The organism is Streptomyces sp. NPDC090106 (assembly GCF_044747265.1).
In the GTDB taxonomy this organism is placed as follows: domain Bacteria; phylum Actinomycetota; class Actinomycetes; order Streptomycetales; family Streptomycetaceae; genus Streptomyces.
This window is the reverse complement of sequence record NZ_JBIVDS010000005.1, coordinates 215,358-239,936: the sequence shown is the minus strand read 5'-3', so window position 1 is coordinate 239,936 and position 24,579 is coordinate 215,358. Positions and strand designations below refer to the sequence as shown.

Annotated in this window: 20 protein-coding genes and 1 riboswitch; of the genes, 5 read left to right on the top strand and 15 right to left on the bottom strand. The window is 70.2% G+C overall.

The window, feature by feature from the left end:
* Positions 1–19: 19 nt before the first annotated feature.
* From ACIPSE_RS18115 to ACIPSE_RS18090, 6 genes are all read right to left on the bottom strand, one after another.
* Entirely contained in the window at positions 20–1,381 is a 1,362-nt protein-coding gene (locus ACIPSE_RS18115; RefSeq protein WP_401663611.1) for an aminotransferase class V-fold PLP-dependent enzyme, read from the bottom strand.
* A 157-nt stretch (positions 1,382–1,538) separates the two neighbouring features.
* Positions 1,539–1,655, bottom strand: a riboswitch (SAM riboswitch).
* A gap of 76 nt (positions 1,656–1,731) precedes the next feature.
* On the bottom strand, positions 1,732–2,796 hold the full coding sequence (trpD, locus tag ACIPSE_RS18110) for an anthranilate phosphoribosyltransferase (RefSeq protein WP_401663609.1): 1,065 nt from the start codon (positions 2,794–2,796) through the stop codon (positions 1,732–1,734).
* Positions 2,797–2,926: 130 nt separating this feature from the next.
* Entirely contained in the window at positions 2,927–4,564 is a 1,638-nt protein-coding gene (locus tag ACIPSE_RS18105; RefSeq protein ID WP_401663606.1) for a cytochrome bc complex cytochrome b subunit, read from the bottom strand.
* Positions 4,561–5,616: a Rieske 2Fe-2S domain-containing protein gene (locus ACIPSE_RS18100; RefSeq protein ID WP_401663603.1), complete on the bottom strand. Its 1,056-nt coding sequence runs from the start codon at positions 5,614–5,616 to the stop codon at positions 4,561–4,563. Before ACIPSE_RS18100 ends, ACIPSE_RS18105 begins: the two co-directional genes overlap by 4 nt.
* Positions 5,613–6,422, bottom strand: a complete 810-nt coding sequence (locus ACIPSE_RS18095; RefSeq protein WP_401663600.1) for a c-type cytochrome — start codon at positions 6,420–6,422, stop codon at positions 5,613–5,615. The genes ACIPSE_RS18100 and ACIPSE_RS18095 overlap by 4 nt, the downstream gene beginning before the upstream one ends.
* Before the next feature lie 84 nt (positions 6,423–6,506).
* Positions 6,507–7,127 (bottom strand): heme-copper oxidase subunit III, encoded by a 621-nt coding sequence (locus ACIPSE_RS18090; protein WP_401663598.1) that lies wholly within the window; start codon positions 7,125–7,127, stop codon positions 6,507–6,509.
* 146 nt (positions 7,128–7,273) lie between these two features.
* Here ACIPSE_RS18090 and ACIPSE_RS18085 point away from each other — a divergent pair, with 146 nt between their 5' ends.
* Positions 7,274–7,675: a hypothetical protein gene (locus tag ACIPSE_RS18085; protein WP_401663596.1), complete on the top strand. Its 402-nt coding sequence runs from the start codon at positions 7,274–7,276 to the stop codon at positions 7,673–7,675.
* A gap of 57 nt (positions 7,676–7,732) precedes the next feature.
* Here ACIPSE_RS18085 and ACIPSE_RS18080 read toward each other — a convergent pair whose 3' ends face one another.
* From ACIPSE_RS18080 to coxB, 4 genes are all read right to left on the bottom strand, one after another.
* On the bottom strand, positions 7,733–9,088 hold the full coding sequence (locus ACIPSE_RS18080) for an Ig-like domain-containing protein (protein WP_401663594.1): 1,356 nt from the start codon (positions 9,086–9,088) through the stop codon (positions 7,733–7,735).
* Positions 9,089–9,240: 152 nt separating this feature from the next.
* Positions 9,241–9,639, bottom strand: a complete 399-nt coding sequence (locus tag ACIPSE_RS18075) for a cytochrome c oxidase subunit 4 (protein WP_401663592.1) — start codon at positions 9,637–9,639, stop codon at positions 9,241–9,243.
* Positions 9,636–11,369, bottom strand: a complete 1,734-nt coding sequence (gene ctaD, locus ACIPSE_RS18070) for a cytochrome c oxidase subunit I (RefSeq protein ID WP_401663590.1) — start codon at positions 11,367–11,369, stop codon at positions 9,636–9,638. Before ctaD ends, ACIPSE_RS18075 begins: the two co-directional genes overlap by 4 nt.
* The gene (gene coxB / locus ACIPSE_RS18065) at positions 11,366–12,325 is read right to left on the bottom strand and encodes a cytochrome c oxidase subunit II (protein ID WP_401663587.1); all 960 of its coding nucleotides are present in this window, start codon (positions 12,323–12,325) and stop codon (positions 11,366–11,368) included. The genes ctaD and coxB overlap by 4 nt, the downstream gene beginning before the upstream one ends.
* Before the next feature lie 294 nt (positions 12,326–12,619).
* Between coxB and ACIPSE_RS18060 the strand changes: the two genes are divergently transcribed.
* Complete coding sequence (locus ACIPSE_RS18060; RefSeq protein WP_401663584.1) at positions 12,620–13,984, top strand: cysteine desulfurase/sulfurtransferase TusA family protein; 1,365 nt, start codon at positions 12,620–12,622, stop codon at positions 13,982–13,984.
* A 9-nt stretch (positions 13,985–13,993) separates the two neighbouring features.
* On the opposite strand, the gene ACIPSE_RS18055 is transcribed toward ACIPSE_RS18060, so the two are convergent.
* Positions 13,994–14,968: a carbohydrate kinase family protein gene (locus ACIPSE_RS18055; protein ID WP_401663582.1), complete on the bottom strand. Its 975-nt coding sequence runs from the start codon at positions 14,966–14,968 to the stop codon at positions 13,994–13,996.
* Between the two features lie 133 nt (positions 14,969–15,101).
* Between ACIPSE_RS18055 and ACIPSE_RS18050 the strand changes: the two genes are divergently transcribed.
* Complete coding sequence (locus tag ACIPSE_RS18050; protein ID WP_401663579.1) at positions 15,102–15,311, top strand: hypothetical protein; 210 nt, start codon at positions 15,102–15,104, stop codon at positions 15,309–15,311.
* Between the two features lie 170 nt (positions 15,312–15,481).
* Positions 15,482–17,215 carry a hypothetical protein gene (locus ACIPSE_RS18045; RefSeq protein ID WP_401663577.1) on the top strand — a complete coding sequence of 578 codons (1,734 nt, stop codon included), beginning with the start codon at positions 15,482–15,484 and terminating at the stop codon, positions 17,213–17,215.
* A 93-nt stretch (positions 17,216–17,308) separates the two neighbouring features.
* On the opposite strand, the gene ACIPSE_RS18040 is transcribed toward ACIPSE_RS18045, so the two are convergent.
* Complete coding sequence (locus ACIPSE_RS18040) at positions 17,309–17,665, bottom strand: iron-sulfur cluster assembly accessory protein (protein ID WP_401663574.1); 357 nt, start codon at positions 17,663–17,665, stop codon at positions 17,309–17,311.
* A 302-nt stretch (positions 17,666–17,967) separates the two neighbouring features.
* On the opposite strand from ACIPSE_RS18040, the gene nadA reads away from it, so the two are divergent.
* Positions 17,968–19,152: a quinolinate synthase NadA gene (gene nadA / locus ACIPSE_RS18035; protein ID WP_401663571.1), complete on the top strand. Its 1,185-nt coding sequence runs from the start codon at positions 17,968–17,970 to the stop codon at positions 19,150–19,152.
* A 93-nt stretch (positions 19,153–19,245) separates the two neighbouring features.
* Here the strand turns inward: nadA and ACIPSE_RS18030 are convergent, their stop codons facing one another.
* The 3 genes from ACIPSE_RS18030 to ACIPSE_RS18020 form a co-directional block, all read right to left on the bottom strand.
* Positions 19,246–22,359 carry an efflux RND transporter permease subunit gene (locus tag ACIPSE_RS18030; protein WP_401663568.1) on the bottom strand — a complete coding sequence of 1,038 codons (3,114 nt, stop codon included), beginning with the start codon at positions 22,357–22,359 and terminating at the stop codon, positions 19,246–19,248.
* A 133-nt stretch (positions 22,360–22,492) separates the two neighbouring features.
* A complete protein-coding gene (locus tag ACIPSE_RS18025; protein WP_401663566.1) occupies positions 22,493–23,176 on the bottom strand; it encodes a response regulator in 684 nt (227 codons plus the stop codon).
* The gene (locus ACIPSE_RS18020; RefSeq protein ID WP_401663564.1) at positions 23,173–24,393 is read right to left on the bottom strand and encodes a sensor histidine kinase; all 1,221 of its coding nucleotides are present in this window, start codon (positions 24,391–24,393) and stop codon (positions 23,173–23,175) included. The genes ACIPSE_RS18025 and ACIPSE_RS18020 overlap by 4 nt, the downstream gene beginning before the upstream one ends.
* Positions 24,394–24,579 lie beyond the last annotated feature (186 nt).

Sequence of the window (24,579 nt, the reverse complement as noted above, 5' to 3'; positions counted from 1 at the left end):
CTCGGGCGGCTCGGGCGGGTCAGACCGCCGGGACGCAGCGCCCGTCCTCGGTGCGGTAGCGCCACTTGGCGCCGTCGCTGACCAGCTCGCGCACGGCGTTCACGAACCGCTCGACGTGCTCGTCCGGGGTGCCCGCGCCGAAGCTGACGCGGATCGCGTTGAGGGACTTCTCGCCGGGCGCGGCCTCGGGGGCGCCGCACTCGCCCTGGGTCTGCGGGTCGCTGCCGAGCAGGGTGCGCACCAGGGGGTGGGCGCAGAAGAGGCCGTCGCGGACGCCGATGCCGTACTCGGCGGAGAGGGCGGCGGCGAAGTGGGAGCTGTTCCAGCCCTCGACGACGAAGGAGATCACGCCGACGCGGGGGGCGTCGTCGCCGAACAGGGAGAGGATCCTGACCTCGGGCACCTCGGCGAGGCCGGCCTTCACGGTGTCGATGAGGTGCTGCTCGCGGGCGACGAGGGTGTCGAAGCCGGCCTCGGTCAGCGCCTTGCAGGCGGAGGCGATGGAGTAGGCGCCGATGACGTTCGGGGAGCCGGCCTCGTGGCGGGCGGCGCTGTCGTGCCACTCGACGGCGACGCCGCCGTCCTCGCGCCGGGTGACCTTGCGGCTGGCGCCGCCGCCCGCGAGGTAGGGCTCGGCGGCCTGGAGCCAGTCGGCGCGGCCCGCGAGGACACCGGAGCCGAAGGGGGCGTACAGCTTGTGTCCGGAGAAGGCGACCCAGTCGACGTCGAGGTCGCGGACGGAGACCGGGTGGTGCGGGGCCAGCTGGGCGGCATCGAGCACGATCCGGGCGCCGTGGGCGTGCGCGGCGGCGGCCAGTTCGCGCACCGGCCACAGCTCGCCGGTGACGTTGGACGCGCCGGTCACACAGACCAGGGCCGGACCGTGCGGGTCACGCTCGGCGAGGGCCTGCTCCAGCGTCTCGACGGCCTGGCGCGGGGTGCGCGGCGCGTTGAGGTAGGTGACCTGCGCGTCCTGCCAGGGCAGCAGGGAGGCGTGGTGCTCGGTCTCGAAGACGAAGACCTGGCAGCCGGCGGGCAGCGCGCGGGCCAGCAGGTTCAGCGAGTCGGTGGTGGAACGGGTGAAGACGAGCTGGTCGTCCTCGCGGCAGTCGAGGAACTCGGCGACGGTCCTGCGGGCGTTCTCGAACAGGTCGGTGGAGAGCTGCGAGAGGTACCCGGCGCCCCGGTGCACGCTGCCGTAGTAGGGCGCGTACGCCGCCACGTCGTCCCAGACCCGCTGGAGGGCCGGGGCGCTGGCCGCGTAGTCGAGGGCCGCGTAGCCGACCTCGCCGCCGGTGACGAGCGGGACGGTGACATCACGTCCCAGAACGGTCAGCGGGGCACAAATGGTCCGGGCGGAGGCAGCGGTGGAGACAGACATGACGGGGCTCCCGTGAGACGTGAGAGATCAGCGCGCAGAAGGGCTGAGGGGAAAGGGGTGCGCGGAGGCGGGGCTCGGCAGCCCTATCGCATTCGCTTGCTCACAGAAGGCTCCTCGACGACCAGGATCCTGGTCCCACACCGAAAAGTGTGCGAGGGATCCGCGCTTGCCGTGGACCTTGCTGTCCACGGCCTGGTCTTCACCCGGGGCACCCCGCCACGGACGGAGGGTTGCCGGACAGTCAGCCGGGGCTTCATGACTGTCACTCATGACCTGCCGAAAAACGTACGCGATGTGATCGTCGTCCCGCAACCCGCGTCCGGATGGCGGGACGGCGATCCTCCGCGTCCTTACGCGTTGCTGGCCGCCACCCAGCGCTCCAGCGTCCCCCGGGCGGCACCGGAGTCGATGGACTCGGCGGCCCGGGCGATCCCCGCGCTCAGCTGGTCGGCCAGCGGTGCCCCGGTCTGCTCCGACGCCACCAGCGCGGCGGCCGAGTTGAGCAGGACGGCGTCACGGACCGGGCCGGTCTCGCCGTCGAGGAGCCGCCGCGCGACCTCGGCGTTGTACGTGGCGTCCGCGCCCCGCAGCGCCTCGACCGGCACCAGCTCGATACCGACGTCACGCGGGTCGAAGGCCTCCTCGCGCACCTTGCCGTCCCGGACGACCCACACCCGGGAGGTGGCGGTGGTCGTCAGCTCGTCGAGACCGTCGTCGCCGCGGAACACCAGCGCGGAGGAGCCCCGTTCGGCGAGCACGCCGGCGATGAGACCGGCCATCCGGGTGTCGAAGCAGCCGATCGCGGAGGCCGTGACCCGCGCGGGGTTGGTCAGCGGGCCCAGCAGGTTGAAGGAGGTCGGGATGCCCAGGTCCCGGCGCACGGCGCCGACGAACCGCATCGAGGGGTGGAACTTGGCCGCGAAGCAGAAGGTGATCCCGGCCCGGTCCACGACCTCGGCGACCCGCGCCGGGGGCAGGTCCAGGTTGATGCCGAGCTTCTCCAGCACGTCGGAGGAGCCGCTCGCGGACGACGAGGCACGGTTGCCGTGCTTGACGACCTTCGTGCCGGTGCCCGCGATCACGATGGCGGACATCGTCGAGATGTTGACGGTCTTCGCGCGGTCGCCGCCGGTGCCGACGATGTCGACGGCCGGGCCGGGGATGTCCAGCGGCAGCGCGTGCGCGTACATCGCCTCCACGAGGCCGGTGATCTCCTCGACCGTCTCGCCCTTGGCCCGCAGCGCCACCATGAAGCCCGCGATCTGGGCGTCGGTGGCCTCGCCGCTCATGAAGCGGTCCATCGCCCACGCCGTGTCACCCGCGCTCAGGTCCTGCCCGGCGAGCAGGCTGCTCAGCACCTCGGGCCAGGAACGGCCCGCCGCGATGTCGCCTCCAGCGGGGGTCACAGCGCTCATCCGGCCGCTCCTGAACGTCGTAGAAGAAGTGTGGACCCCCACCCTATCGAGGCGTGGGGGACGGCGAAGGGCCCCGTCCGCAGACCGGACGGGGCCCTTCTGACCGCTGCGTGGCGAGCAGCGCGGGTGATCAGTGGTGGCCGTGGCCGCTCGTGATCTCCTTGTACTCCTCGACAGTGGGCTTGGGGATCTGGGACTCCTCGCCGAAGTACGCCTCGCTGAGCTTGGCGCGCAGCTTCTCGGAACCCTTCACCTTGCGCTCGACACCGTTCTCGTCGACCGTCGGGCCGATCTCGGCCGGCTTGTACTGCTCGTGCGCGGTGAGCGTGTGCAGCGCGTCCTGGCTGAGCGGCTCGTGCACCTCGATGAACTCACCGTGCGGCAGGCGCTTGATGATGCCGGACTCGCGGCCGTGCAGCACCTTGTCCTTGTCGCGGCGCTGGAGGCCGAGGCAGATCCGCTTGGTGGCGATGAACGCGAGGACCGGGGCGACGAAGAACGCGACCCGGACGAACCAGGTGATGGCGTTGATCGACAGGTGGAAGTGGGTGGCCCAGAGGTCGTTCCCACCACCGACCAGGAGCACGAAGTACACCGTCAGCCAGGCGACACCGAAGGCCGTGCGCGTCGGGGCGTTGCGCGGACGGTCCAGGATGTGGTGCTCGCGCTTGTCGCCGGTGACCCAGGCCTCGATGAACGGGTAGACCGCGATCGCGACCAGGACCAGCGGGAAGATCACCAGCGGGATGAACACACCCAGGACGAGCGTGTGACCCCAGAAGTCGATCTCCCAGCCCGGCATCACACGGATGAGGCCCTCGGAGAAGCCCATGTACCAGTCGGGCTGGGCGCCCGTGGACACCTGGTCCGGACGGTACGGGCCGATGGCCCAGATCGGGTTGATCGAGGCGATGGCCGCGATGACCGAGATCAGACCGAAGACCAGGAAGAAGAAGCCGCCCGCCTTGGCCGTGTAGACCGGGAACAGCGGCATGCCGACCACGTTCTTGTTGGTCTTGCCGGGGCCCGCGTACTGCGTGTGCTTGTGGACGAACACCAGGATCAGGTGGGCGACCATCAGGCCGAGCATGATGCCCGGCAGCAGCAGGATGTGGACCGAGTAGAAGCGGGCCACGAAGTCGCCGCCCGGGAACTCGCCGCCGAACAGGAAGAACGACAGGTACGTGCCGACGATCGGCACGGACAGGATCGCGCCCTCCATGAAGCGGACACCGGTGCCGGAGAGCAGGTCGTCCGGGAGCGAGTAACCGGTGAAGCCGGTGAACATGCCGAGGACGAACAGCAGGAAGCCGAACAGCCAGTTGACCTCACGCGGCTTGCGGAACGCGCCCGTGAAGAACACCCGCATCATGTGCACGAACATGCCGGCGAGGAAGATCAGCGCCGCCCAGTGGTGGATCTGCCGGATCAGCAGACCGCCGCGCACCTCGAAGGAGATGTGCATGGTCGAGTTGAACGCCTCGGACATCAGCTGTCCCTGCAGCGGGACGTAGCTGCCGTGGTACTCCACCTCGTTCATCGACGGGTGGAAGAACAGCGTCAGGTACACACCCGTGAGGATGATGATGATGAAGCTGTACAGGCAGATCTCGCCCAGCATGAACGACCAGTGGTCGGGGAAGATCTTGCGCAGGTTGGACTTGGCCAGGGCGTAGATCCCCAGGCGTCCGTCCGCCCAGTCGGCGACGCGCTCGCCGGCCGGCGCTTTGCCGCGCCGGGCTTCGGTGGTTTCGGTTGTGGTGCTCATCCGCGCTCCCAGAAAGCAGGACCGACGGGCTCTTCGAAGTCGCCGAGCGCCTCGAGGTAGCCCTCGTCGTTCACGCCGATGCGCAGCTGCGGCAGGGCGTGTCCGGCGGGGCCGAAGATCACTCGGGCACCGTCGGAGAGGTCGAAGGTGGACTGGTGGCAGGGGCACAGCACGTGGTGCGTCTGCTGCTCGTACAGCGAGATCGGGCAGCCGACGTGGGTGCAGATCTTCGAGTACGCCACGATGCCCTCGTGGGCCCACTCGAGTTCCTGCTTGTCCTTGATGTCACCCGGCTGGAGCCGGACGATCATCAGGGCCGCCTTGGCGATCTCCTTCTGGAAGTCCTCGTCGTGCTCCTCCAGGCCCTCGGGCTTGGCGAAGGTGAGCGAACCGACCGCGACGTCCGAGGGACGCAGCGGCTCGTTCGTGTTCATGTTGACGAGCTGGAGACCCTTGCGCCACATGGTGTGGCGCAGCTTGGTCCCGGGCAGCGGGCCCAGGTCGCGCAGCAGGACGACGCCGGAGAGCGGCACCAGGGTGAGCGCGCCGAGCATCGTGTTGCGGATCAGCTTGCGACGGCCGATCGCGGACTCCTTGGTGCCCGCCTTGAAGTCCTCGAAGACCTTCTGGCGGAGCTCCGGGGGAGCCTCGATCGGGTGACGCTCGTCGACCATCTCCTCGTCGGACATCAGGGTGCGGGCCCAGTGGACCGCGCCCGCGCCGATCGCGAACAGGGCGACACCGAGGGTGAGGCCCAGCGCGAAGTTCAGCGCGTTGATGTGACCGAGCGGGAAGACGAAGATCGACTTGTCGTGCGGCACCGCCACGTAGGAGGCGATGAAGCCGACCGTGGCGATCATCGACAGCGTGAACAGCAGGGCGACCGTACGCTCGGACCGCCGGGCGGCGGCCTCGTCGATGTCCTGGACACGGTGCTCGTGCGGCGGGAGACCGGGGTCCGCGAACGGGTCCTTGTCGTCCGCGACGCTCACCGCGCCGTGCGCGTCCTGCTCAGCGGGCAGGTTCTCTTCGGGAATGTCTTGGCTACTCATGACTTCTTGGCCTTTGCGGTCCGAGCGGCGAGCCAGACGGCGATCGCGATCAGTGCGCCGAGTCCGAACACCCAGGCGAAGAGGCCTTCGCTGACCGGCCCGAGGCCACCCAGCTCAAGACCGCCGGGGCTCTCGGTCTCATCACCGTTGACCGCGTTCAGGTACGCGATGATGTCCTTCTTGTTCTGCGACGTCAGCGTGGTGTCGGGGAACGACGGCATGTTCTGCGGGCCGGTCTGCATGGCCTCGTAGATGTGCTTCGGGTCGACGTCCTCCAGCGACGGCGCGTACTTGCCGTGCGTCAGCGCACCACCCTTGCCGGTGAAGTTGTGGCACTGCGCGCAGTTGGTGCGGAACAGCTCGCCACCCTTGGCGATGTCCCCACCCTCCGGGCTGTACTCGTTCTCCGTCGGGACGACCGGACCGGCGCCCAGGGAGGAGATGTACGCGGCGAGCTGGTCGATCTCGGCCTGCGTGTAGATGACCTTCTTGCGCGGGACCTGCGCGCCCGGCTGCTGGGCCGGCATCCGGCCGGTGCCGACCTGGAAGTCGACGGCGGCGGCGCCCACGCCGACCAGGCTCGGGCCGTCGGAGGTGCCCTGACCGCCGGTTCCGTGGCAGCTGGCGCAGCCTACGGCGAAGAGCTTCTTGCCCTCCTCGATGGTGAGGGACTGGGCGGTTTCATCGGCCTGCGCCTTGCCCGCGGGCGCGAACACGGCGTACAGCCCCCCCGTGCACGCCAGCGCGAGGAGTAGGACGACGAGCGCCGCCAGCGGATGGCGTCGTCGTGCGGAGAGCTTTTTCACGGATTACCCCGGTGTCAGGATCTTCTGCGTCGATGCTTCTTGGGTTGCGCCCGTGGATCACGGAGCGCGCGGGAACGGGCCCGGCTACTTGATCATGTAGATCGTGGCGAAGAGCCCGATCCAGACGACATCGACGAAGTGCCAGTAGTAGGACACGACGATGGCCGCGGTCGCCTGCTCGTGAGTGAACCGCTTGGCCGCGTAGGTGCGGCCGAGAACGAACAGGAAGGCGATGAGGCCACCCGTCACGTGCATGCCGTGGAACCCGGTGGTCAGGTAGAAGACCGAGCCGTAGGGGTCGGAGGAGAGCGAGAGCCCGTCCTTCTTGACCAGCTCGGTGTACTCGTACACCTGACCGCCGATGAAGATCGCACCCATGATGAAGGTGACGATGAACCAGCCCCGGAGCTTCTTCACGTCACCGCGCTCGGCGGCGAAAACGCCGAGCTGGCAGGTGAGGGAGGAGAGCACCAGGATCGTGGTGTTGGTGGCCGAGAACGGGAAGTTCAGGGCCTCGGCCATTTCCTTCCAGTGATCAGGACCCGTCACCGATCGCAGGGTGAAGTACATCGCGAAGAGGGCCGCGAAGAACATCAGCTCGGAACTCAGCCAGATGATGGTTCCGACGCTGGTGAGGTTCGGTCGATTGACCGACGGGTGCGCGTGCCCGGTTTCTACTGTCGTTGCTGTCGCCACGACCGACATTATGTCGGTCGCTTATCCCGCCCTCACTCCGGGGGGTGCCGTTCGGAGTGTCTCCCTGCTCCGAACCGGTGTTGACGTGGTGTTCAAGGGAGTAGCATCCGGCCCTAACGGGCCTGTCCTTACGACGCTGACGTCACGGAGGAACAATGCAGCCGACCGCCACGGTGCTGGTCTACAGCGACGATTCCAACACCCGCGAGCAGGTACGGCTCGCCACCGGCCGGCGGCCGGCTCCCGATGTCCCGTTGGTCGAGTTCGTCGAGTGCGCGACGCCCGCGGCGGTCCTCAAGGAGCTGGACCGCGGGGGCATCGACGTGTGCGTCCTGGACGGCGAGGCGGTGCCCATGGGGGGCATGGGCGTGTGCCGTCAGATCAAGGACGAGATCTTCAACTGCCCGCCGGTGCTGGTGCTGATCGGCCGGCCGCAGGACGCGTGGCTCGCGACGTGGAGCCGCGCCGAGGCGGCGGTGACCCATCCGGTGGACCCGGTCGAGTTCGCCTCGGCGCTGGCGTCCCTGCTGCGCGAGAAGAAGGCTCTGAGCGCCTAGGAGCCCCCGGGCGGGGAAACCCGCCCAGGGGCTCGGGGGGACGCCGGGGAACGCCGCTCAGACGCTCTCGGGGCGCAGCCGTGCCCGCTGTTCGGCGCTGGGTGTGTCCGGGGTGCCGCCGAGCAGGGCGCTGCCCTTGCGCCACTTCTTCCAGCCCATGTTCCAGTCGCCGAAGCCGTTGCCGAAGGGCTCCATGTCGTCGCCGTAGGAGTTGACGACCTTGACGACGTCACCCTCACGGACGTTGTCGAAGAACCATTCGGCGTTGCCGGTGCTCATGCCGGTGCAGCCGTGGCTGACGTTCTCGTAGCCCTGGGAGCCCACCGACCAGGGGGCGGCGTGCACGTACTCGCCGCTCCAGGTGAGCCGGGTGGCGTAGTAGACGGGCAGGTCGTACGACTCGGACGAGCCCTCGGCGATGCCGATGCTGGTTCCGCGCATACGTACGTAGTACTCCTTGCCCAGCACGACCTTGACGCCGTTGCGGGTCTCGAAGCCGGGCTTGCCGGTGGTGACGGGGAGTTCGTTGAGGACCTCGCCGTTCTTGTAGACCGTCATGGAGTGCGACGAGGCGTCCGTCACGGCGATGACGCGGTCCCCGATGGTCAGCTCGACGGGCTTGGAGGCCGATCCCCAGAGCCGGTCGCTGATCTTGACGCCGTCCAGGTTGCTGTGGACCTTGAGGGTGGCGTGGGCGGGCCAGTACTCCTTGGGCCGGTAGTGGAGTTCCTTGTTGTCGACCCAGTGCCAGGCGCCTTCCACGGCGGGGATCGAGTCGACCCTGAGCGCCCGCTCGACGACGGCCCGCTGGGCCCTGTCCTTGATGGGCTTGCTGAGTTCGGCGGTGACGGGCTGGCCGACGCCGTACGTGCCCTTGCCGGGGCCGAAGGTGACCTTCAGGCGCTTCTTGGTGAGCGGCTTGCCGGTGTCGAAGGCGAGGACCTTGCGGCCGGGGGCCCCGTCCTCGTCCTCGGTGCTCACCCGGACCGTGTAGCGGGCGCTGGCGGCCAGCGGACTGGTGCTGTGCCACCGGGTGCCGTCGGCGGAGAGTTCGCCCGCCACATGGCGTCCGGTGGCGTCCATGGCCGTGACGTCCGTGATGCGGCCGTCGTCGTCCTCCGCGGTGACCTCGAGGGGCTTGTCGGGGTCGGCCTTCTCCCCGTCGTCCGAGGGTCCGTTGAAGGAGATCTGGTCCGCCGCGTCGTACGGCGCCGCCGACAGCGGGTTGCCGTCGCCGCCGCAGGCGCTGAGGCCCGCGGTGAGGGCGAGCACCAGGAGGGTGCAGGAGATGACGGTGCGGGGACGCGGACTCGCCGATGCCGAGCAGCCGGGCGCGCGGAGGCCCGAAGGGGCGAGCACGGTCGGCTGCTCGGCATCGGCTGAGGCGCCCTGAAAGGACTCGGTGTGGCTCATGGCACAACGCTAGGAAGCTTCGTCGGCTCCGGCGCGGTGGGTAACCCGGACGGGGGACCGGCACTGCGGCGAACGGACACCGGAACTGCTCCAAAGGCGGGAGCCCGGACACTCCTGACGGAGTGTCCGGGCTCCCGTGAGCTCAGCTCGTGCTACTGGGTGCGGTTCTCACCGCGGTAGTACTCGAAGACCCAGCCCCACAGGCCGACCATGAGCAGCGGCGCCGAGAAGTACAGCAGCCACCAGCCCACCGCGACCGACAGGAAGGCGAGCGCGCCGCCGACCGCCAGTGAGAGCGGCTGCCAGCTGTGCGGGCTGAAGAACCCGATCTCGCCGGCGTCGTCCGCGACGTCCGCCTCCTTGTTGTCCTGTGCGCCCGCGTCGACCCGCCGGGCGGTGAAGCCCAGGTAGAAGCCGACCATGATGCACAGGCCGAAGGCCAGGAAGAGCGCCGTGGTACCGGCGGGCTCCTTCGACCACACGCCATAGACGACCGCCATGGCGAGGACGAAGACGCTCAGCCACATGAACATCTTGCCCTGGATCTTCACTTGCCGGCCTCCTTGCCGCCCGCCAGAGCCTTCTCACCGTGACCGGCGTTCTCCAGCTGGTCCAGTGCGGCGATCTCGGGGTGGTGCAGGTCGAACGCCGGGGACTCGCTGCGGATCCGCGGCAGGGTGAGGAAGTTGTGCCGCGGGGGCGGGCACGACGTCGCCCATTCGAGCGAACGGCCGTAGCCCCACGGGTCGTCGACCTCGACCTTCTTGCCGTACTTGGCGGTCTTCCAGACGTTGTAGAAGAACGGCAGGATCGACGCGCCGAGCACGAACGAGCTGATGGTCGAGATGGTGTTCAGGGCGGTGAAGCCGTCGGCCGCCAGGTAGTCGGCGTACCGGCGCGGCATGCCCTCGGCGCCCAGCCAGTGCTGGACCAGGAACGTGCCGTGGAAGCCGACGAACAGCGTCCAGAAGGTGATCTTGCCGAGGCGCTCGTCGAGCATCTTGCCGGTGAACTTCGGCCACCAGAAGTGGAAGCCGGAGAACATCGCGAAGACGACGGTGCCGAAGACGACGTAGTGGAAGTGCGCCACCACGAAGTACGAGTCGGAGACGTGGAAGTCCATCGGCGGCGAGGCCAGGATGACGCCGGTCAGACCACCGAAGGTGAAGGTGATCAGGAAGCCGACGGCCCAGAGCATCGGTGTCTCGAAGGACAGCGAGCCCTTCCACATCGTTCCGATCCAGTTGAAGAACTTCACGCCGGTCGGTACGGCGATGAGGAACGTCATGAAGGAGAAGAACGGGAGGAGCACACCGCCGGTGACGTACATGTGGTGCGCCCACACCGTCACGGACAGACCCGCGATCGCGATGGTCGCGCCGATCAGGCCCATGTAGCCGAACATCGGCTTGCGGGAGAAGACCGGGATGACCTCGGAGATGATGCCGAAGAACGGCAGCGCGATGATGTACACCTCTGGATGGCCAAAGAACCAGAAGAGGTGTTGCCACAGCAGCGCACCGCCGTTGGCCGCGTCGAAGACATGTGCCCCGAATTTCCGATCCGCCTCCAGCGCGAAGAGCGCGGCGGCGAGAACGGGGAAGGCCAGCAGGACCAGGACCGCGGTCAGCAGCACGTTCCACACGAAGATCGGCATGCGGAACATCGTCATGCCCGGGGCGCGCATGCAGATGATGGTGGTGATGAAGTTGACCGCGCCGAGGATGGTGCCGAAGCCGGAGAAGGCCAGACCCATGATCCACAGGTCGGCGCCGATGCCCGGCGAGCGGACCGCGTCGGAGAGCGGCGAGTAGGCGAACCAGCCGAAGTCGGCGGCGCCCTGCGGGGTGAGGAAGCCACCGACCGCGATGAGCGAGCCGAACAGGTACAGCCAGTAGGCGAACATGTTCAGCCGGGGGAAGGCCACGTCCGGCGCGCCGATCTGGAGCGGCATGATCCAGTTCGTGAAGCCGGCGAACAGCGGCGTCGCGAACATCAGCAGCATGATCGTGCCGTGCATCGTGAACGCCTGGTTGAACTGCTCGTTCGACATGATCTGCAGGCCCGGACGGGCCAGCTCGGCGCGCATGAAGAGCGCCAGCAGACCGCCGATGCAGAAGAAGGCGAACGACGTGACCAGATAGAGCGTCCCGATCGTCTTGTGGTCAGTGGTGGTGAGCCACTTGATCACGACGTTGCCGGGCTGCTTGCGCCGGACCGGCAGCTCGTCCGCGTAGTGGGACTCTGCCGCGGCACCCTGGGGTTCGTTGAGGATGCTCACAGGTTGTTCGTCTCCCGGTTCTTCTCGTGGGCGGTCTGCTCGATGCCCGCGGGGATGTAACCGGTCTGCCCCTTCTCGGCGAGCTTCTTGAGGTGCTCCTCGTACTTCTCGGGGGAGACGACCTTCACGTTGAACAGCATCCGGGAGTGGTCGACGCCGCAGAGCTCGGCGCACTTGCCGAGGAAGGTGCCCTCCTGGTTCGGGGTCACCTCGAACGCGTTGGTGTGGCCCGGGATGACGTCCTGCTTCATCAGGAACGGCACCACCCAGAAGGAGTGGATGACGTCACGCGAGGTCAGCACGAAGCGGACCGTCTTGCCCTTGGGGAGCCAGAGGGTCGGACCCGGGTTGCCGGTCTGGGAGTTCCGGGTGCCGGGGGTGCCGGCGTCGTAGACGCCGCCCGCGTTGTCCGGGAAGTCCTCCTTGAACCGGTCCGGGATCGCGGCCAGGTTCTCGTCGGTCTTCGCGTCGCCGGTGGAACCCTCGACGTTCTCGACGTAGTTGAAGCCCCAGCTCCACTGGTAGCCGACGACGTTGATGGTGACGTCCGGCTCGTCCTTGAGCTCCAGCAGCTTCGACTCGTCGCGAGCCGTGAAGTAGAAGAGCACCGAGACGATGATGAGCGGGACGACCGTGTACAGCGCCTCGATGGGCATGTTGTACCGGGTCTGCGGAGGTACTTCGACCTTCGTACGGCTGCGCCGGTGGAAGAAAGCACTCCACAGGATCAGGCCCCACACCAGCACGCCGGTAGCGAGCGCGGCGGCCCAGGAGCCCTGCCACAGGGAGAGGATCCGCGGAGCCTCTTCCGTGGTCGGGGTGGGCATACCAAGGCGGGGGAAGTCCTTGTATGTGCAACCGGTGGCGGTCGCCAGGACCAGGCCCGCGGTCATTGCCTGCAGCAGCTTCCGCCGCATCGGGCGCCGCGGCGAGCGGTCGGAGCCGTTGGGACTCACGTAGCGCCTTCCCGAGAGTCTCGCCCGCGCGGTTGGCTGCGGCCTGCCTTCTCGCTGGTCGGTCGCCGCCCTGCGTCGGGCAGGGGTTTGGATGTTTATGCGGACCAAACCCTAGCCGACGCCCTCCGGGGGTTCGCGGGGAGGGGTGCCTAGTCGCTCCGCGGGTTCGCTGGATTGGCGGGTGGAGGTCGGTGGGGGCTAAGAGCGCGGGGGTGTGCGCCCGTTGGCGGGTGCGGGTCCGCCGTGGCCGTTCCCCCGGTTCCCCCTGGACCGGGCGGGGTTAGCGTTGGCCGGGTGCCCTACTTCGACGCCGCTTCCGGCTCCCCGCTCCATCCCGTCGCCCGTCAGGCGCTGTTGGCCGCACTGGACGAGGGCTGGGCCGATCCCGCCCGGCTGTACCGGGAGGGGCGGCGGGCCCGGCTGCTGCTCGACGCGGCCCGGGAGGCGGCGGCCGAGGCCGTGGGGTGCCGGGCCGACGAGCTCAGGTTCACGGGCTCGGGAACGCAGGCCGTGCACAGCGGTGTGGCCGGGGCGGCGGCGGGGCGGCGGCGCGTCGGGGGTCACCTGATCGTGTCAGCGGTGGAACATTCCTCCGTGCTCCATTCGGCCGAAGCGCAGGAGAAGGAGGGCGGTTCGGTCACCCGGGTGAGTGTCGACCGGACGGGGCGGGTGGATCCGGCCGAGTTCGCCTCGCACGTCCGCGCCGACACCGCGCTGGCCTGCCTCCAGTCCGCCAACCACGAGGTGGGCACCGTCCAGCCGGTCGCCGAGGTGGCCGGGGCCTGCCGGGAGGCGGGGGTGCCGCTGCTGGTGGACGCGGCGCAGTCGCTGGCCTGGGGTCCGGTGGAGGGCCCGTGGTCGCTGCTCACCGGGAGCGCTCACAAGTGGGGCGGACCGGCGGGGGTCGGGCTGCTCGCCGTGCGCAAGGGCACGCGGTTCGCCGCCCAGGGGCCCACGGACGAGCGCGGGTACGGGTTCGAGAACGTCCCGGCCGTCGTCGCGGCGGCGGCCTCGCTGCGGGCGGTGCGGGCCGAGGCGGTCCAAGAGGCGGCGCGGCTGCGGGAGCTGACGGGGCGGATCCGGGAGCGGGTGGCCGGGCTGGTGCCCGATGCGGAGGTGGTCGGCGATCCGGAGCGGCGGCTGCCGGGGATCGTCACCTTCTCCTGTCTCTATGTCGACGGGGAGACCTTGCTGCACGAGCTGGACCGGGCGGGCTTCTCCGTCTCCTCCGGCTCCTCCTGCACCAGCAGCACCCTGACACCCAGCCATGTGCTCAGGGCCATGGGCGTGCTGAGCGAGGGCAACGTCCGGGTCTCGCTGCCGCCGGGGGCCGCCGAGGAGGACGTGGAGCGGTTCCTCGCGGTGCTGCCGGGGGTGGTGGCGGGGGTGCGGGAGAAGCTGGGCGCGCAGACGCCGGTGACGGCCGTGCGCGGCGGGGAACTCCTCGTCGACGCCCTCGGCAAGCGGTGCCCGATCCCGGTCATCGAGCTGGCCAAGGTCATCGGGGACGTGCCGGTGGGCGGGCTGGTCCGGGTCCTGTCGGACGACGAGGCGGCCCGCCTGGACATCCCGGCCTGGTGCGAGATGCGGGAGCAGGAGTACGTGGGCGAGGAACCGGCGGACGGAGGCACGGCCTACCTGGTCCGCCGGTCGGCCTGAGCCGGGTGCTCAGCCCAGGTGCTTCTGCACCTCGGCTGCGGCCTCGTCGCCGTACGCCTTGGTGAAGCGCTCCATGAAGTGGCCGCGGCGCAGCTGGTACTCCTGGGTGCCCACCGTCTCGATGACGAGCGTCGCCAGCATGCAGCCGACCTGGGCGGCGCGCTCCAGGGAGACACCCCACACGAGGCCGGACAGGAAGCCGGCGCGGAAGGCGTCGCCGACGCCGGTGGGGTCGGCCTTGCGCTCCTCGTCGGGGCAGCCGACGACGATCGGCTCCTCGCCGGCGCGCTCGATGCGGACGCCCCGCGCGCCGAGGGTGGTGACGCGGTGGCCGACCCTGGCGAGGATCTCCTCGTCCGTCCAGCCCGTCTTGGTCTCGATGAGCCCCTTCTCGTACTCGTTGGAGAAGAGGTAGGTCGCGCCCTCCAGCAGGACCCGGATCTCGTCGCCGTTCATCCGGGCGATCTGCTGCGAGAAGTCGGCGGCGAAGGGGATCTCGCGGGAGCGGCACTCCTCCGTGTGACGGAGCATGCCCTCCGGGTCGTCGGCGCCGATGAGGACGAGGTCGAGTCCGTCGACGCGGTCGGCGACGGTCTTCAGCTCGATGAGACGGGCCTCGCTCATCGCGCCGGTGTAGAAGGAGCCGATCTGGTTGTGGTCGGCGTCGGTGGTGCAGACGAAGCGGGCCGTGTGCAGGGTCTCCGAGATCCGGACGGAGGCCGTGTCGACGCCGTGCCGGTCGAGCCAGGCCCGGTACTCGTCGAAGTCGAAGCCGGCCGCGCCGACCAGGATCGGGTGGGTGCCGAGCTGCCCCATGCCGAAGGCGATGTTCGCGCCGACGCCGCCCCGGCGCACGTCCAGGTTGTCGACCAGGAAGGAGAGCGAGACCGTGTGCAGCTGGTCCGCTACGAGCTGGTCGGCGAAGCGCCCGGGGAAGGTCATGAGGTGGTCGGTGGCGATGGAGCCGGTGACTGCGATGCGCACGGCGTGGACTCTCCTGTGGGGAGAAAGTGGGTTGACAGTTCACGCTACCGGGTCCGTGCGGGGCGCTGAAGCCGCCGAAACTACCCGATAGTAGATCTTTCTTCGCGGGGTTCGGCGTGCATACGGTGCCGTCATGACGAACCTCAAGGTCCATGACCCCGCCCAGGCCGACCCGGACGGCGACCTCGCCTCGCTGCGCGGCGACTGCGCCCGGATGGCCCCGCACTGGGCGGCTCCCGACCGGGTCACTGCCCGTCCGGTCTCCCCTTCACTCATCCACGGGGTCGAGGTTCCCGCGACGTCGGCGCGGCTGCTGGACGCGATGCCGGGGTACGGCGGCTGAAACCGGCTCGTCGAAGGGAGCCGTGCGCGTCGAGGGGAACCGTGCGCTCCCCCGGCGCGTCCCATCGCCGTCCCCCGTAAAGGGGATGCGGGATACGACCCTCCGGCCCGCCGAATTGTCAGGGCCGGGTCAGGGTCGCAGGGACAGTGGCGCGGCGAAGGAGCGATGCGGTGAACACCGAGCGGCCCGACAAGGACGGTGACGGCGAGGTCGTCGACCCGGAGACGGGCACGGAGGAGACCGGCGGGGCGGCGGAGGCGGAGGCGGCGCACGCGGAGTCGGCGGACACGGACGCCCCGACCGGCACGGGCACGGACGACCCGAGTGACGCCGACGCCGGCGCGGACGACCCGAGTGACGCGGAGGACGCGCAGGACGGGGAGGTCGAGGCCGTCGGTGACGGCGACGGCAGGGATGACGGCGACCGGTCCGTGCGGCGCCGCTCCCCCGTGCTCGTCGCCGCCGTCGCCGCCGCCGTGCTCCTGGCCGGCGGGGGCGGGGCCTACCTCGCCACGTCCGCCACCGGCGGCGCGGGCGGCCGTACGGCCTCGGGGTCGTCCGGCGACAGCACTCCCCCGCCGCTCCACCTGGACGGCCACACCGGGGGCGAGGGCGGCACCGTCGGGATCGCGCCCGGGGAGCCGGACCCGAACGGGGTGACCTACGCGGCGTCCGGAAAGCTGCCCGACGGGCCGGACTCCGCGCCGGTGTACCGGGCGACGGGCGAGGTCGGCGAGGACGAGGTGGCCCGGCTGGCCGAGGCCCTCGGGGTGGACGGGACGCCGGTGCTCGAAGGGCAGGCGTGGACGGTCGGCGGGCAGGACGCCGCCGGTCCCGGCCTCCGGGTCGACCGGAAGGCACCGGGCGCCTGGACCTTCCACCGGTACGCGGCGGGCACGGACGCCTGCAAGAGCGCCACCGTGTGCGCCGGTGACCCCGTGGCGCCCGCCGGGGACCCGGTGAGCGAGGCCGCCGCGAAGAAGGCGGCGGCCCCCGTCCTGAAGGCGGTCGGGCAGGCCGACGCGAAGACCGACGCGCGCCAGATCATGGGCGCGCAGCGGGTGGTGAACGCCGATCCGGTGGTCGGCGGGCTGCCGACGTACGGCTGGACGACCGGGATCACCGTCAACGCGCAGGGTGAAGTCGTCGGCGGCAGCGGGCAGTTGAAGGCGCCGGTGAAGAGCGACACCTACCCCGTCCTGGACGCGGAGAAGACGCTGGCCCGGATGAACACGGTGCCGGCCGGGTCGGACCACCGCATGGGCATCGGCGGCTGCGCCAGTCCCGTGCCGCTGAAGGACCGGCTGGAGGCGCCCTGCGGGACGACCACGACGTCGTCGTCCTCGCCGTCCGCTCCGGCGCGGGACACCCTCACCGTCGGCAAGGCGGTGTTCGGGCTCTCCTCGCAGTTCGTGGACGCGCGGCAGGCGCTGGTGCCGTCGTGGCTGTTCGAGGTGCGGGCGGCGGGCGCGCAGGACGCGTTCACGGTGTCCTATCCGGCCGTCGATCCCCGGTACATCGCCTCGGCGGCCACGGCCTCGCCGTCCGATGAGCCGACCGGCTCCGGTTCCGGTTCCGGCGACCCGACCGGGTCGCCCACCACCCGGGACGTGCGGGTCGAGGGGTACACGGCCGAGGGCGACGAGCTGACCGTGCGGTTCACCGGCGGGGTGTGCTCCACGTACGAGGCGTCGGCGGTCGAGAAGGCGGGCGAGGTGACGGTCGAGGTGACCGAGACGTCCCAGCCGGGCAAGGTCTGCATCATGATCGCGAAGGTCATGCACCAGACCGTGCGGCTGGACGAGCCGGTCGGCGACCGCGAGGTCGTGGGCACGGACGGCAAGGAGATCCCCGTGGAGAAGGCGGGGTCGGCACGGCTGCCGGAGACGTCCGGGGCGCGGTAGCGGTCACGGGCACACGGGAGGACGGACACACGGAAAGGCGGCGGCCCCTTCGGAGGGGTCGCCGCCTTCGTGTCGTTCAGGGGCCTCGACGGCTCAGCTGAAGGAGTCGCCGCAGGCGCAGGAGCCGGTGGCGTTGGGGTTGTCGATCGTGAAGCCCTGCTTCTCGATGGTGTCGACGAAGTCGATGGAGGCGCCGCCGAGGTAGGGGGCGCTCATGCGGTCGGTGACGACCTTGACGCCGCCGAAGTCCTTGACGACGTCGCCGTCGAGGGAGCGCTCGTCGAAGAAGAGCTGGTAGCGCAGGCCGGAGCAGCCGCCGGGCTGGACGGCGACACGCAGGGCCAGGTCGTCACGGCCTTCCTGCTCCAGCAGGGCCTTGACCTTCGCCGCGGCGGCGTCGGACAGGATGATGCCGTCGGTGACGGTGCTGGTCTCGTCCGATACGGACATCTACATCTCTCCCGGGTTGTACGGAGACTGCTTGCCGACGGTTGCAACCGGCGGGGCCGCGGATTCATTCCGGGCCGGCGTTGTCTTTTCGCCTGTTTCTCCATGCTCGCACATGCGCGGAGAAGCGAACAGCGGCCCGTGAGCGACCCGGTCCGTACTCCGGCGGGATTCATGTCACATCGACAATATGGCCATCGTCAAAGTGACGTGAAGCGGTTATGATAGATAACGTCATATCGACGAAAAGTGCGCCGGTCCGTGACCACGGGCCTGCGGGCCGCAGAACAGAAAGGGTGCGTGTCGTGACCACCGCCCAGACCCAGGAGCTCGACGTACAGCCGACTCCGCTCGCCCTGCTGCTCCTCGGCCGCGAGGCCGACCCGAAGAGCGAGCGCGGTGTGGAGTGCCCCGGTGACCTGCCCTCGCCCTCCGACCCGGACCTCGTGGAGCGTGCCCGCGCGGCCAAGGAGAAGCTCGGGGACAAGGTCTTCGTGCTCGGCCACCACTACCAGCGCGACGAGGTCATCCAGTTCGCCGATGTCACGGGCGACTCCTTCAAGCTGGCCCGGGACGCCGCCGCGCGCCCGGAGGCCGAGTACATCGTGTTCTGCGGTGTGCACTTCATGGCCGAGTCGGCCGACATCCTCACCTCCGACGACCAGAAGGTGGTCCTGCCCGACCTCGCCGCCGGCTGCTCCATGGCCGACATGGCGACCGCCGAGCAGGTCGCCGAGTGCTGGGACGTCCTGACCGAGGCGGGCGTCGCCGGGCAGGTCGTGCCGGTGTCGTACATGAACTCCTCGGCCGACATCAAGGCGTTCACCGGCAAGCACGGCGGGCTGATCTGCACGTCGTCGAACGCCGAGCGGGCGCTGAACTGGGCGTTCGAGCAGGGTGAGAAGGTCCTCTTCCTCCCCGACCAGCACCTCGGGCGCAACACCGCCGTGCGGGACCTCGGCATGTCGCTGGACGACTGTGTCGTCTACAACCCGCACAAGCCGAACGGCGGGCTGACCGCAGAGCAGCTGCGCGCCGCGAAGATGATCCTGTGGCGCGGCCACTGCTCGGTGCACGGCCGGTTCTCGCTCGACTCGGTGAACGACGTGCGCGAGCGGATACCCGGCGTCAACGTCCTGGTGCACCCCGAGTGCAAGCACGAGGTCGTCGCGGCGGCCGACCACGTCGGTTCGACCGAGTACATCATCAAGGCGCTGGAGGCCGCCCCGTCCGGCTCCAAGTGGGCCATCGGCACGGAGCTCAACCTCGTACGGCGGCTGGCGAACCGGTTCGCCCCGGAGGGCAAGGAGATCGTCTTCCTCGACAAGACGGTCTGCTTCTGCTCGACGATGAACCGCATCGACCTGCCGCACCTGGTGTGGACCCTGGAGTCGCTGGCCGAGGGCAACCTCGTCAACCGCATCGAGGTCGACAAGGAGACCGAGGCGTTCGCGAAGCTGGCGCTGGAGCGGATGCTGGCGCTGCCGTAGGCATCGGCCACCACCGGCGAGAGGCCGGGTTCCGCGCCCACGGGGGGTGCGGAACCCGGCCTCTCGCCGTAGCGGTACCGGTGCGGGTGCGGGTCAGACGCCCGCGGGTTCCGGCTGCGCCGGTGCCTCCTCGGCCTTCTTCTCCCGCTTCGCCGCGCGCTTCTTCGCCCGGCGCTCCTTGCGGAGCTCCAGCATCGTGTAGAGCGTCGGGACGAGGAGCAGGGTGAGCAGGGTCGAGGTGATCAGACCGCCGATCACGACCACGGCGAGCGGCTGCGCGATGAAGCCGCCCTCGCCGGTGACGCCGAGCGCCATCGGGAGCAGGGCGAAGATCGTCGCCAGGGCCGTCATCAGGATCGGGCGCAGCCGGTGCCGGCCGCCCTCGACGACGGCGTCGACCGTCGCGTAGCCCTGGGCGCGGTACTGGTTGATCAGGTCGATCAGGACGATCGCGTTCGTCACGACGATGCCGATGAGCATCAGCATGCCGATCATCGCGGGGACGCCCATCGGGGTGCCGGTCACGATCAGCAGGCCGATCGCGCCGGTCGCCGCGAACGGGATGGACACCAGCAGGATCAGCGGCTGGACCAGGGACCGGAAGGTCGCGACCAGCAGCATGAAGACGATCGCGATCGCCGCGAGCATCGCCAGGCCGAGGTTCTTGAACGCGCTGTCCTGGTCGGACGTCACGCCGCCGATCTCGGCGGTGGCGCCCGCCGGGAGCTTCAGCCGGTCGAGCTTCGAGGTGAGGTCCGCGCTGACCGCGCCCGTGTTGTCGCCGGTCGGCTTGGCGGTGACGGTGGCGGCGCGCTGGCCGTCGATCCGCGTCATCGAGACCGGGCCGTCGACGAGTTCGACGGTGGCGATGTCGCCGAGCTTCACCGGGCCGAGCTTCAGCTCGCGCAGTTCCTTCAGCGTCGTGGCGGGCTTCGCCGAGCGGATGACGACATCGCGCTCGGTGTCGTCCAGGGTGGCCTTGGCGGCCGTGGTGCCCTTGACCGCCTGGGCGACGGCCTGGCCGAGCGTCTGGTCGGTGAACCCGGCCGCCGCGGCCTTGTCGTTGGCCTTCACCGAGATCCGCGGGACGCTCTGCGCGAGGTCGCTGGTGACGTCGGTGACGTCGTCGAGGCCCGCGACGGTCCTGCGGACCTGCTCGGCCGCCTTGTCCAGGACGTCGGCGTCGGCGGCCTTCACGACCACGCTGAGGTCCTGGCTGCCGAAGCCGTCACCGGCCGCGATGGTCGTCGTACCGATGCCGTCGAGCTTCTTCAGGCCGGCCTCGATGCGGTCCTGGACGTCGCCGGAGTCGGCGGAGTCGTCCAGCATCACCGAGTAGGAGGCCTGGTTGGTGTCGGTGCCGCCGCCGAAGGCCGCCATGAAGCCGGAGGAGCCGATGGTGACCTGGTAGTCCTTGACGCCCTTCGTGTCCGCGAGGAGCTTCTCGACCTTCTTGGCCTGCTCGTCGGTGGCGGCCAGGCTGGCGCCGGGCCTCAGCTCCTGCTTGACGCTGAGGACCTCCTGCTCGCCCTGGTCGAAGAAGTTCGTCTTCAGCAGGCCGGACATGCCGAACGTGCCGATGAGGATGACGACCGCGATGAGCACGCTGGTGAGCCGGCGGCGGGTCGCGAACCGCAGGACCGGCACGTACAGGCGCTGGAGGCGGCTCCTGGCCTCCTTCTCCTCGGCGAGCCGACGCGCCTCCTCCGCGTCCTCGGGGGTGTTCTTCGGGGCCCGCAGGAACCAGTACGACAGCACCGGGACGACGGTCAGGGAGACCACGAGGGACGCCAGCAGGGCGGCCGTCACCGTGAGGCTGAACGGGCCGAAGAGCTGGCCCACCATGCCGCCGACCAGGCCGATCGGCAGGAACACGGCGACCGTGGTGAGGGTCGAGGAGGTGACCGCGCCCGCGACCTCGCGGACCGCCTTGAGGATGGCCTCCTGGCGCTCCTCGCCGTAGCCGAGGTGCCGCTTGATGTTCTCCAGGACCACGATCGAGTCGTCGACGACCCGGCCGATGGCGATGGTCAGCGCCCCCAGCGTCAGCATGTTCAGGGACAGGTCCCGGGTCCACAGCACGATCAGCGCGAGGACCACCGACAGCGGGATGGACACCGCGGTGACGAGGGTCGAGCGGACCGACGCCAGGAACACCAGGATGACGAGGACCGCGAAGAGCAGGCCGAGCCCGCCCTCGGTGGTCAGACCCTCGATGGCCTTGGCGACCGCCGGGCCCTGGTCGCTGACGACAGTGACGGTCGCCGCCGAGCCGAGGTCCTTGCGCAGCTCGGGGAGCTTGTCCTCGACCGCGTCCGAGATGGAGACCGCGCTGCCGTCCTGGTCCATCGTGACCGTCACGGCGAGGCTGGGCCTGCCGTCGGTGCGGGTGATGGAGTCGGCGGCGGACTGCTCCTGCTCGACCGAGGCCACGTCCGCCAGCCGGACCGGCTTCCCGGCGCCGGTGGGGCTCGTGACCATCAGGTCCTCGATCTGCCCGATCGAGGTGAGGCCGCCGCCGACCTGGACGGTGCGGTTGCTGCCGTCCTCGTCGAAGGAGCCGGCCGGGACGGTCGCGCCGCCCGCCTGGAGGGCCTGGGCGAGGGCGGCGGAGGTGAGGCCCGCCTTCGCGAGCTTCGTGTCGTCGGGGGTGACGGTGATCTGGAGGTCGCGCACCCCGTCGACGGTGACCTGGCCGACGCCGTCGATGGCCTTCAGGTCCGGGACGACCGTCCGGTCCAGCTGGTCGGCGAGCGCCTGCTGGTCCTTGTCGGAGGTGACGGCGAGGACGACGGTCGGGATGTCGTCGGTGGATCCGGCGACGACCTGCGGGTCGACCCCGTCGGGGAGCTGGGCGCGGGCCCGGTTGACGGCCTGCTGGACGTCGGCGACCAGCTGCTGGGTGCCGTTGCCGTAGTCGAAGGACGCCATGATCAGGGCGTTGCCCTCGCTGGCGGTGGAGGTGACGCCCTCGATGCCGTCGACGGCTTCGAGGCTGTTCTCCAGGGGTTCGACGACCTGCTTCTCGACGACGTCCGGGGAGGCGCCCTGGTAGGGGGCCAGCACCGACACCACGGGCAGTTCGATGGTGGGCAGCAGCTGCTGCTTGAGCTGAGGGATCGCGATCGCGCCGAAGGCGAGCGCGATGATCGAGATCAGACCTATCAGGGCACGCTGTGCGAGGCTGAATCTGGACAGCCAGGACATGGCTCGGGGTTCTCTCTCCCGTGGGCGGCAGGGGGCCCCTTTACCCTCCGTCCTCCGGGAGTGCGGTTCCCTAGCCCCCAGGTCCCGTTCCTTATGCCGCGCATACTCCGGCCGCAGTACGAGCGGGCGGGGCTCAGTCCACCCTCGGACGTACCAGCCCGGACTCGTAGGCGATGACGACGAGCTGGGCGCGGTCGCGGGCACCCAGCTTGGCCATGGCCCGGTTGACGTGCGTCTTCACCGTCAGGGGGCTGACTTCGAGGCGTTCGGCGATCTCGTCGTTGGAGAGCCCGCCGGCGACCTGGACGAGGACCTCGCGCTCGCGGACGGTCAGCGCGTCCAGACGGGCGCTGCGGGCGGGGTCGGCGTTCTCCTCGGCGCCGTCGCCCTGGGCGAGGAAGCGGGCGATGAGCCCCTTGGTCGCGGCGGGCGACAGCAGGGCCTCTCCCCCGGCGGCGATCCGGATCGCGCTCAGCAGTTCGTCGGGCTCGCTGCCCTTGCCGAGGAAGCCGGAGGCGCCCGCGCGCAGCGACTGCACCACGTAGTCGTCGACCTCGAAGGTGGTGAGGATGACGACCCTGACCTGGGCGAGCGAGGGGTCCTCGCTGATCATGCGGGTCGCGGCGAGACCGTCGGTGCCGGGCATCCGGATGTCCATGAGGACGACGTCGGCGCGCTCCTGCCGGGCCAGCCGGACCGCCTCGGCGCCGTCGGACGCCTCGCCGACGACCTCCATGTCGGGTTCCGAGTCGACGAGCACACGGAACGCGCTGCGCAGCAGGGCCTGGTCGTCGGCGAGCAGGACTCGGATGGTCATGCGCTTCCCCCACCGGTTGCCGTACGGGTCTTGACCGGCAGGATCGCATGGACGCGGAAGCCGCCGCCGTAACGGGGTCCGGTGGTGAGGGTGCCGCGCAGGGCGGTGACGCGTTCGCGCATGCCGATCAGGCCGTGGCCGCCGCCGTCCTCGGGCCCGTCCTGGTGCCCGGCGCCGTCGTCGAGGACGGTGATCTCGACATGGGGGCCCACCCGGACGACGCTGACCTCGGCCTTCGCCGCGGTGCCCGCGTGCTTCTGGACGTTGGTGAGGGCTTCCTGGACGACCCGGTAGGCGGCGAGGCCCACGGCCGCGGGGAGGGCGGTGCCGTGGTCGGCGCGGGCGACCTCGACGTGCAGGCCCGCGCTGCGGAAGGTGCCGACGAGTTCGTCGAGGCGGTCGAGGCCGGGGGCGGGTTCCGTGGGGGCCTCGGGGTCGCCGGACTGCCTCAGCAGCCCGACCGTGGCCCGCAGTTCGTTCAGCGCCGATCGGCTGGCCTCGCGGACATGGGCGAGGGCCTCCTTGGCCTGGTCGGGGCGCTTGTCCATGACGTGCGCGGCGACGCCCGCCTGGACGTTGACGAGGGCGATGTGGTGGGCGACGACGTCGTGCAGGTCGCGGGCGATGCGCAGCCGTTCCTCGGCGACCCGGCGCCGGGCCTCCTCCTCGCGGGTGCGCTCGGCCTTCTCGGCCCGGTCCCTGATGGCCTGGACGAACGCGCGACGGCTGCGGACCGCGTCGCCCGCGGTGGCGCCGATGCCGGTCCAGGCGAAGATCGCGAGGTTCTCCTGGGCGTACCAGGGCAGCGGGCCCGCGAGCATGGCGCTGCCGGTCAGCACGGTCATCGTGAGCAGGCCCACCCGCCAGGCGGTGGGGCGGTCGGTGGCCGAGGCGACGGTGTACAGGGCGATGACCGCGGCCATGGCGACGGGCGCGCGGGGGTCGCTGGTGGCGAACTCGACGACGGAGTAGGTGCCGGTGAGGGCGAGGACGGTCATGGGGGCGCGGCGCCGGAACACCAGGGTGGCCGCGCCGAGCACGATGAGCACGAGGCTGAGCGCGTCCGGGGTGCGTACGCCCCAGGTCACGCCGTCGGGGCCGTGCGGGTCCACGAACGACCCGGCCACCATGCAGGCCAGTACGCCGGCCGCCAGAACGGCGTCCAGCGCCATGGGGTGCGCCGTCAGCTGCTGCCGGACGCGGTCGAGGGTGCTCACGCCTGCCAACGGTACGGGGGCCCTGCGGGGCTTGGAACGGGGGTGACCTGTCGGTTCCCTGTGCGGTCACCCGGCGCGCGGGCCACACCGCTCGGGAGCCACCGCCCCCCGAACCCCCGCACCGACCCGGAACGGGCCTCGCCCTCGCCCGCCGCACGGGCCGGAGAACCCGGTCGGCGGGCGGGG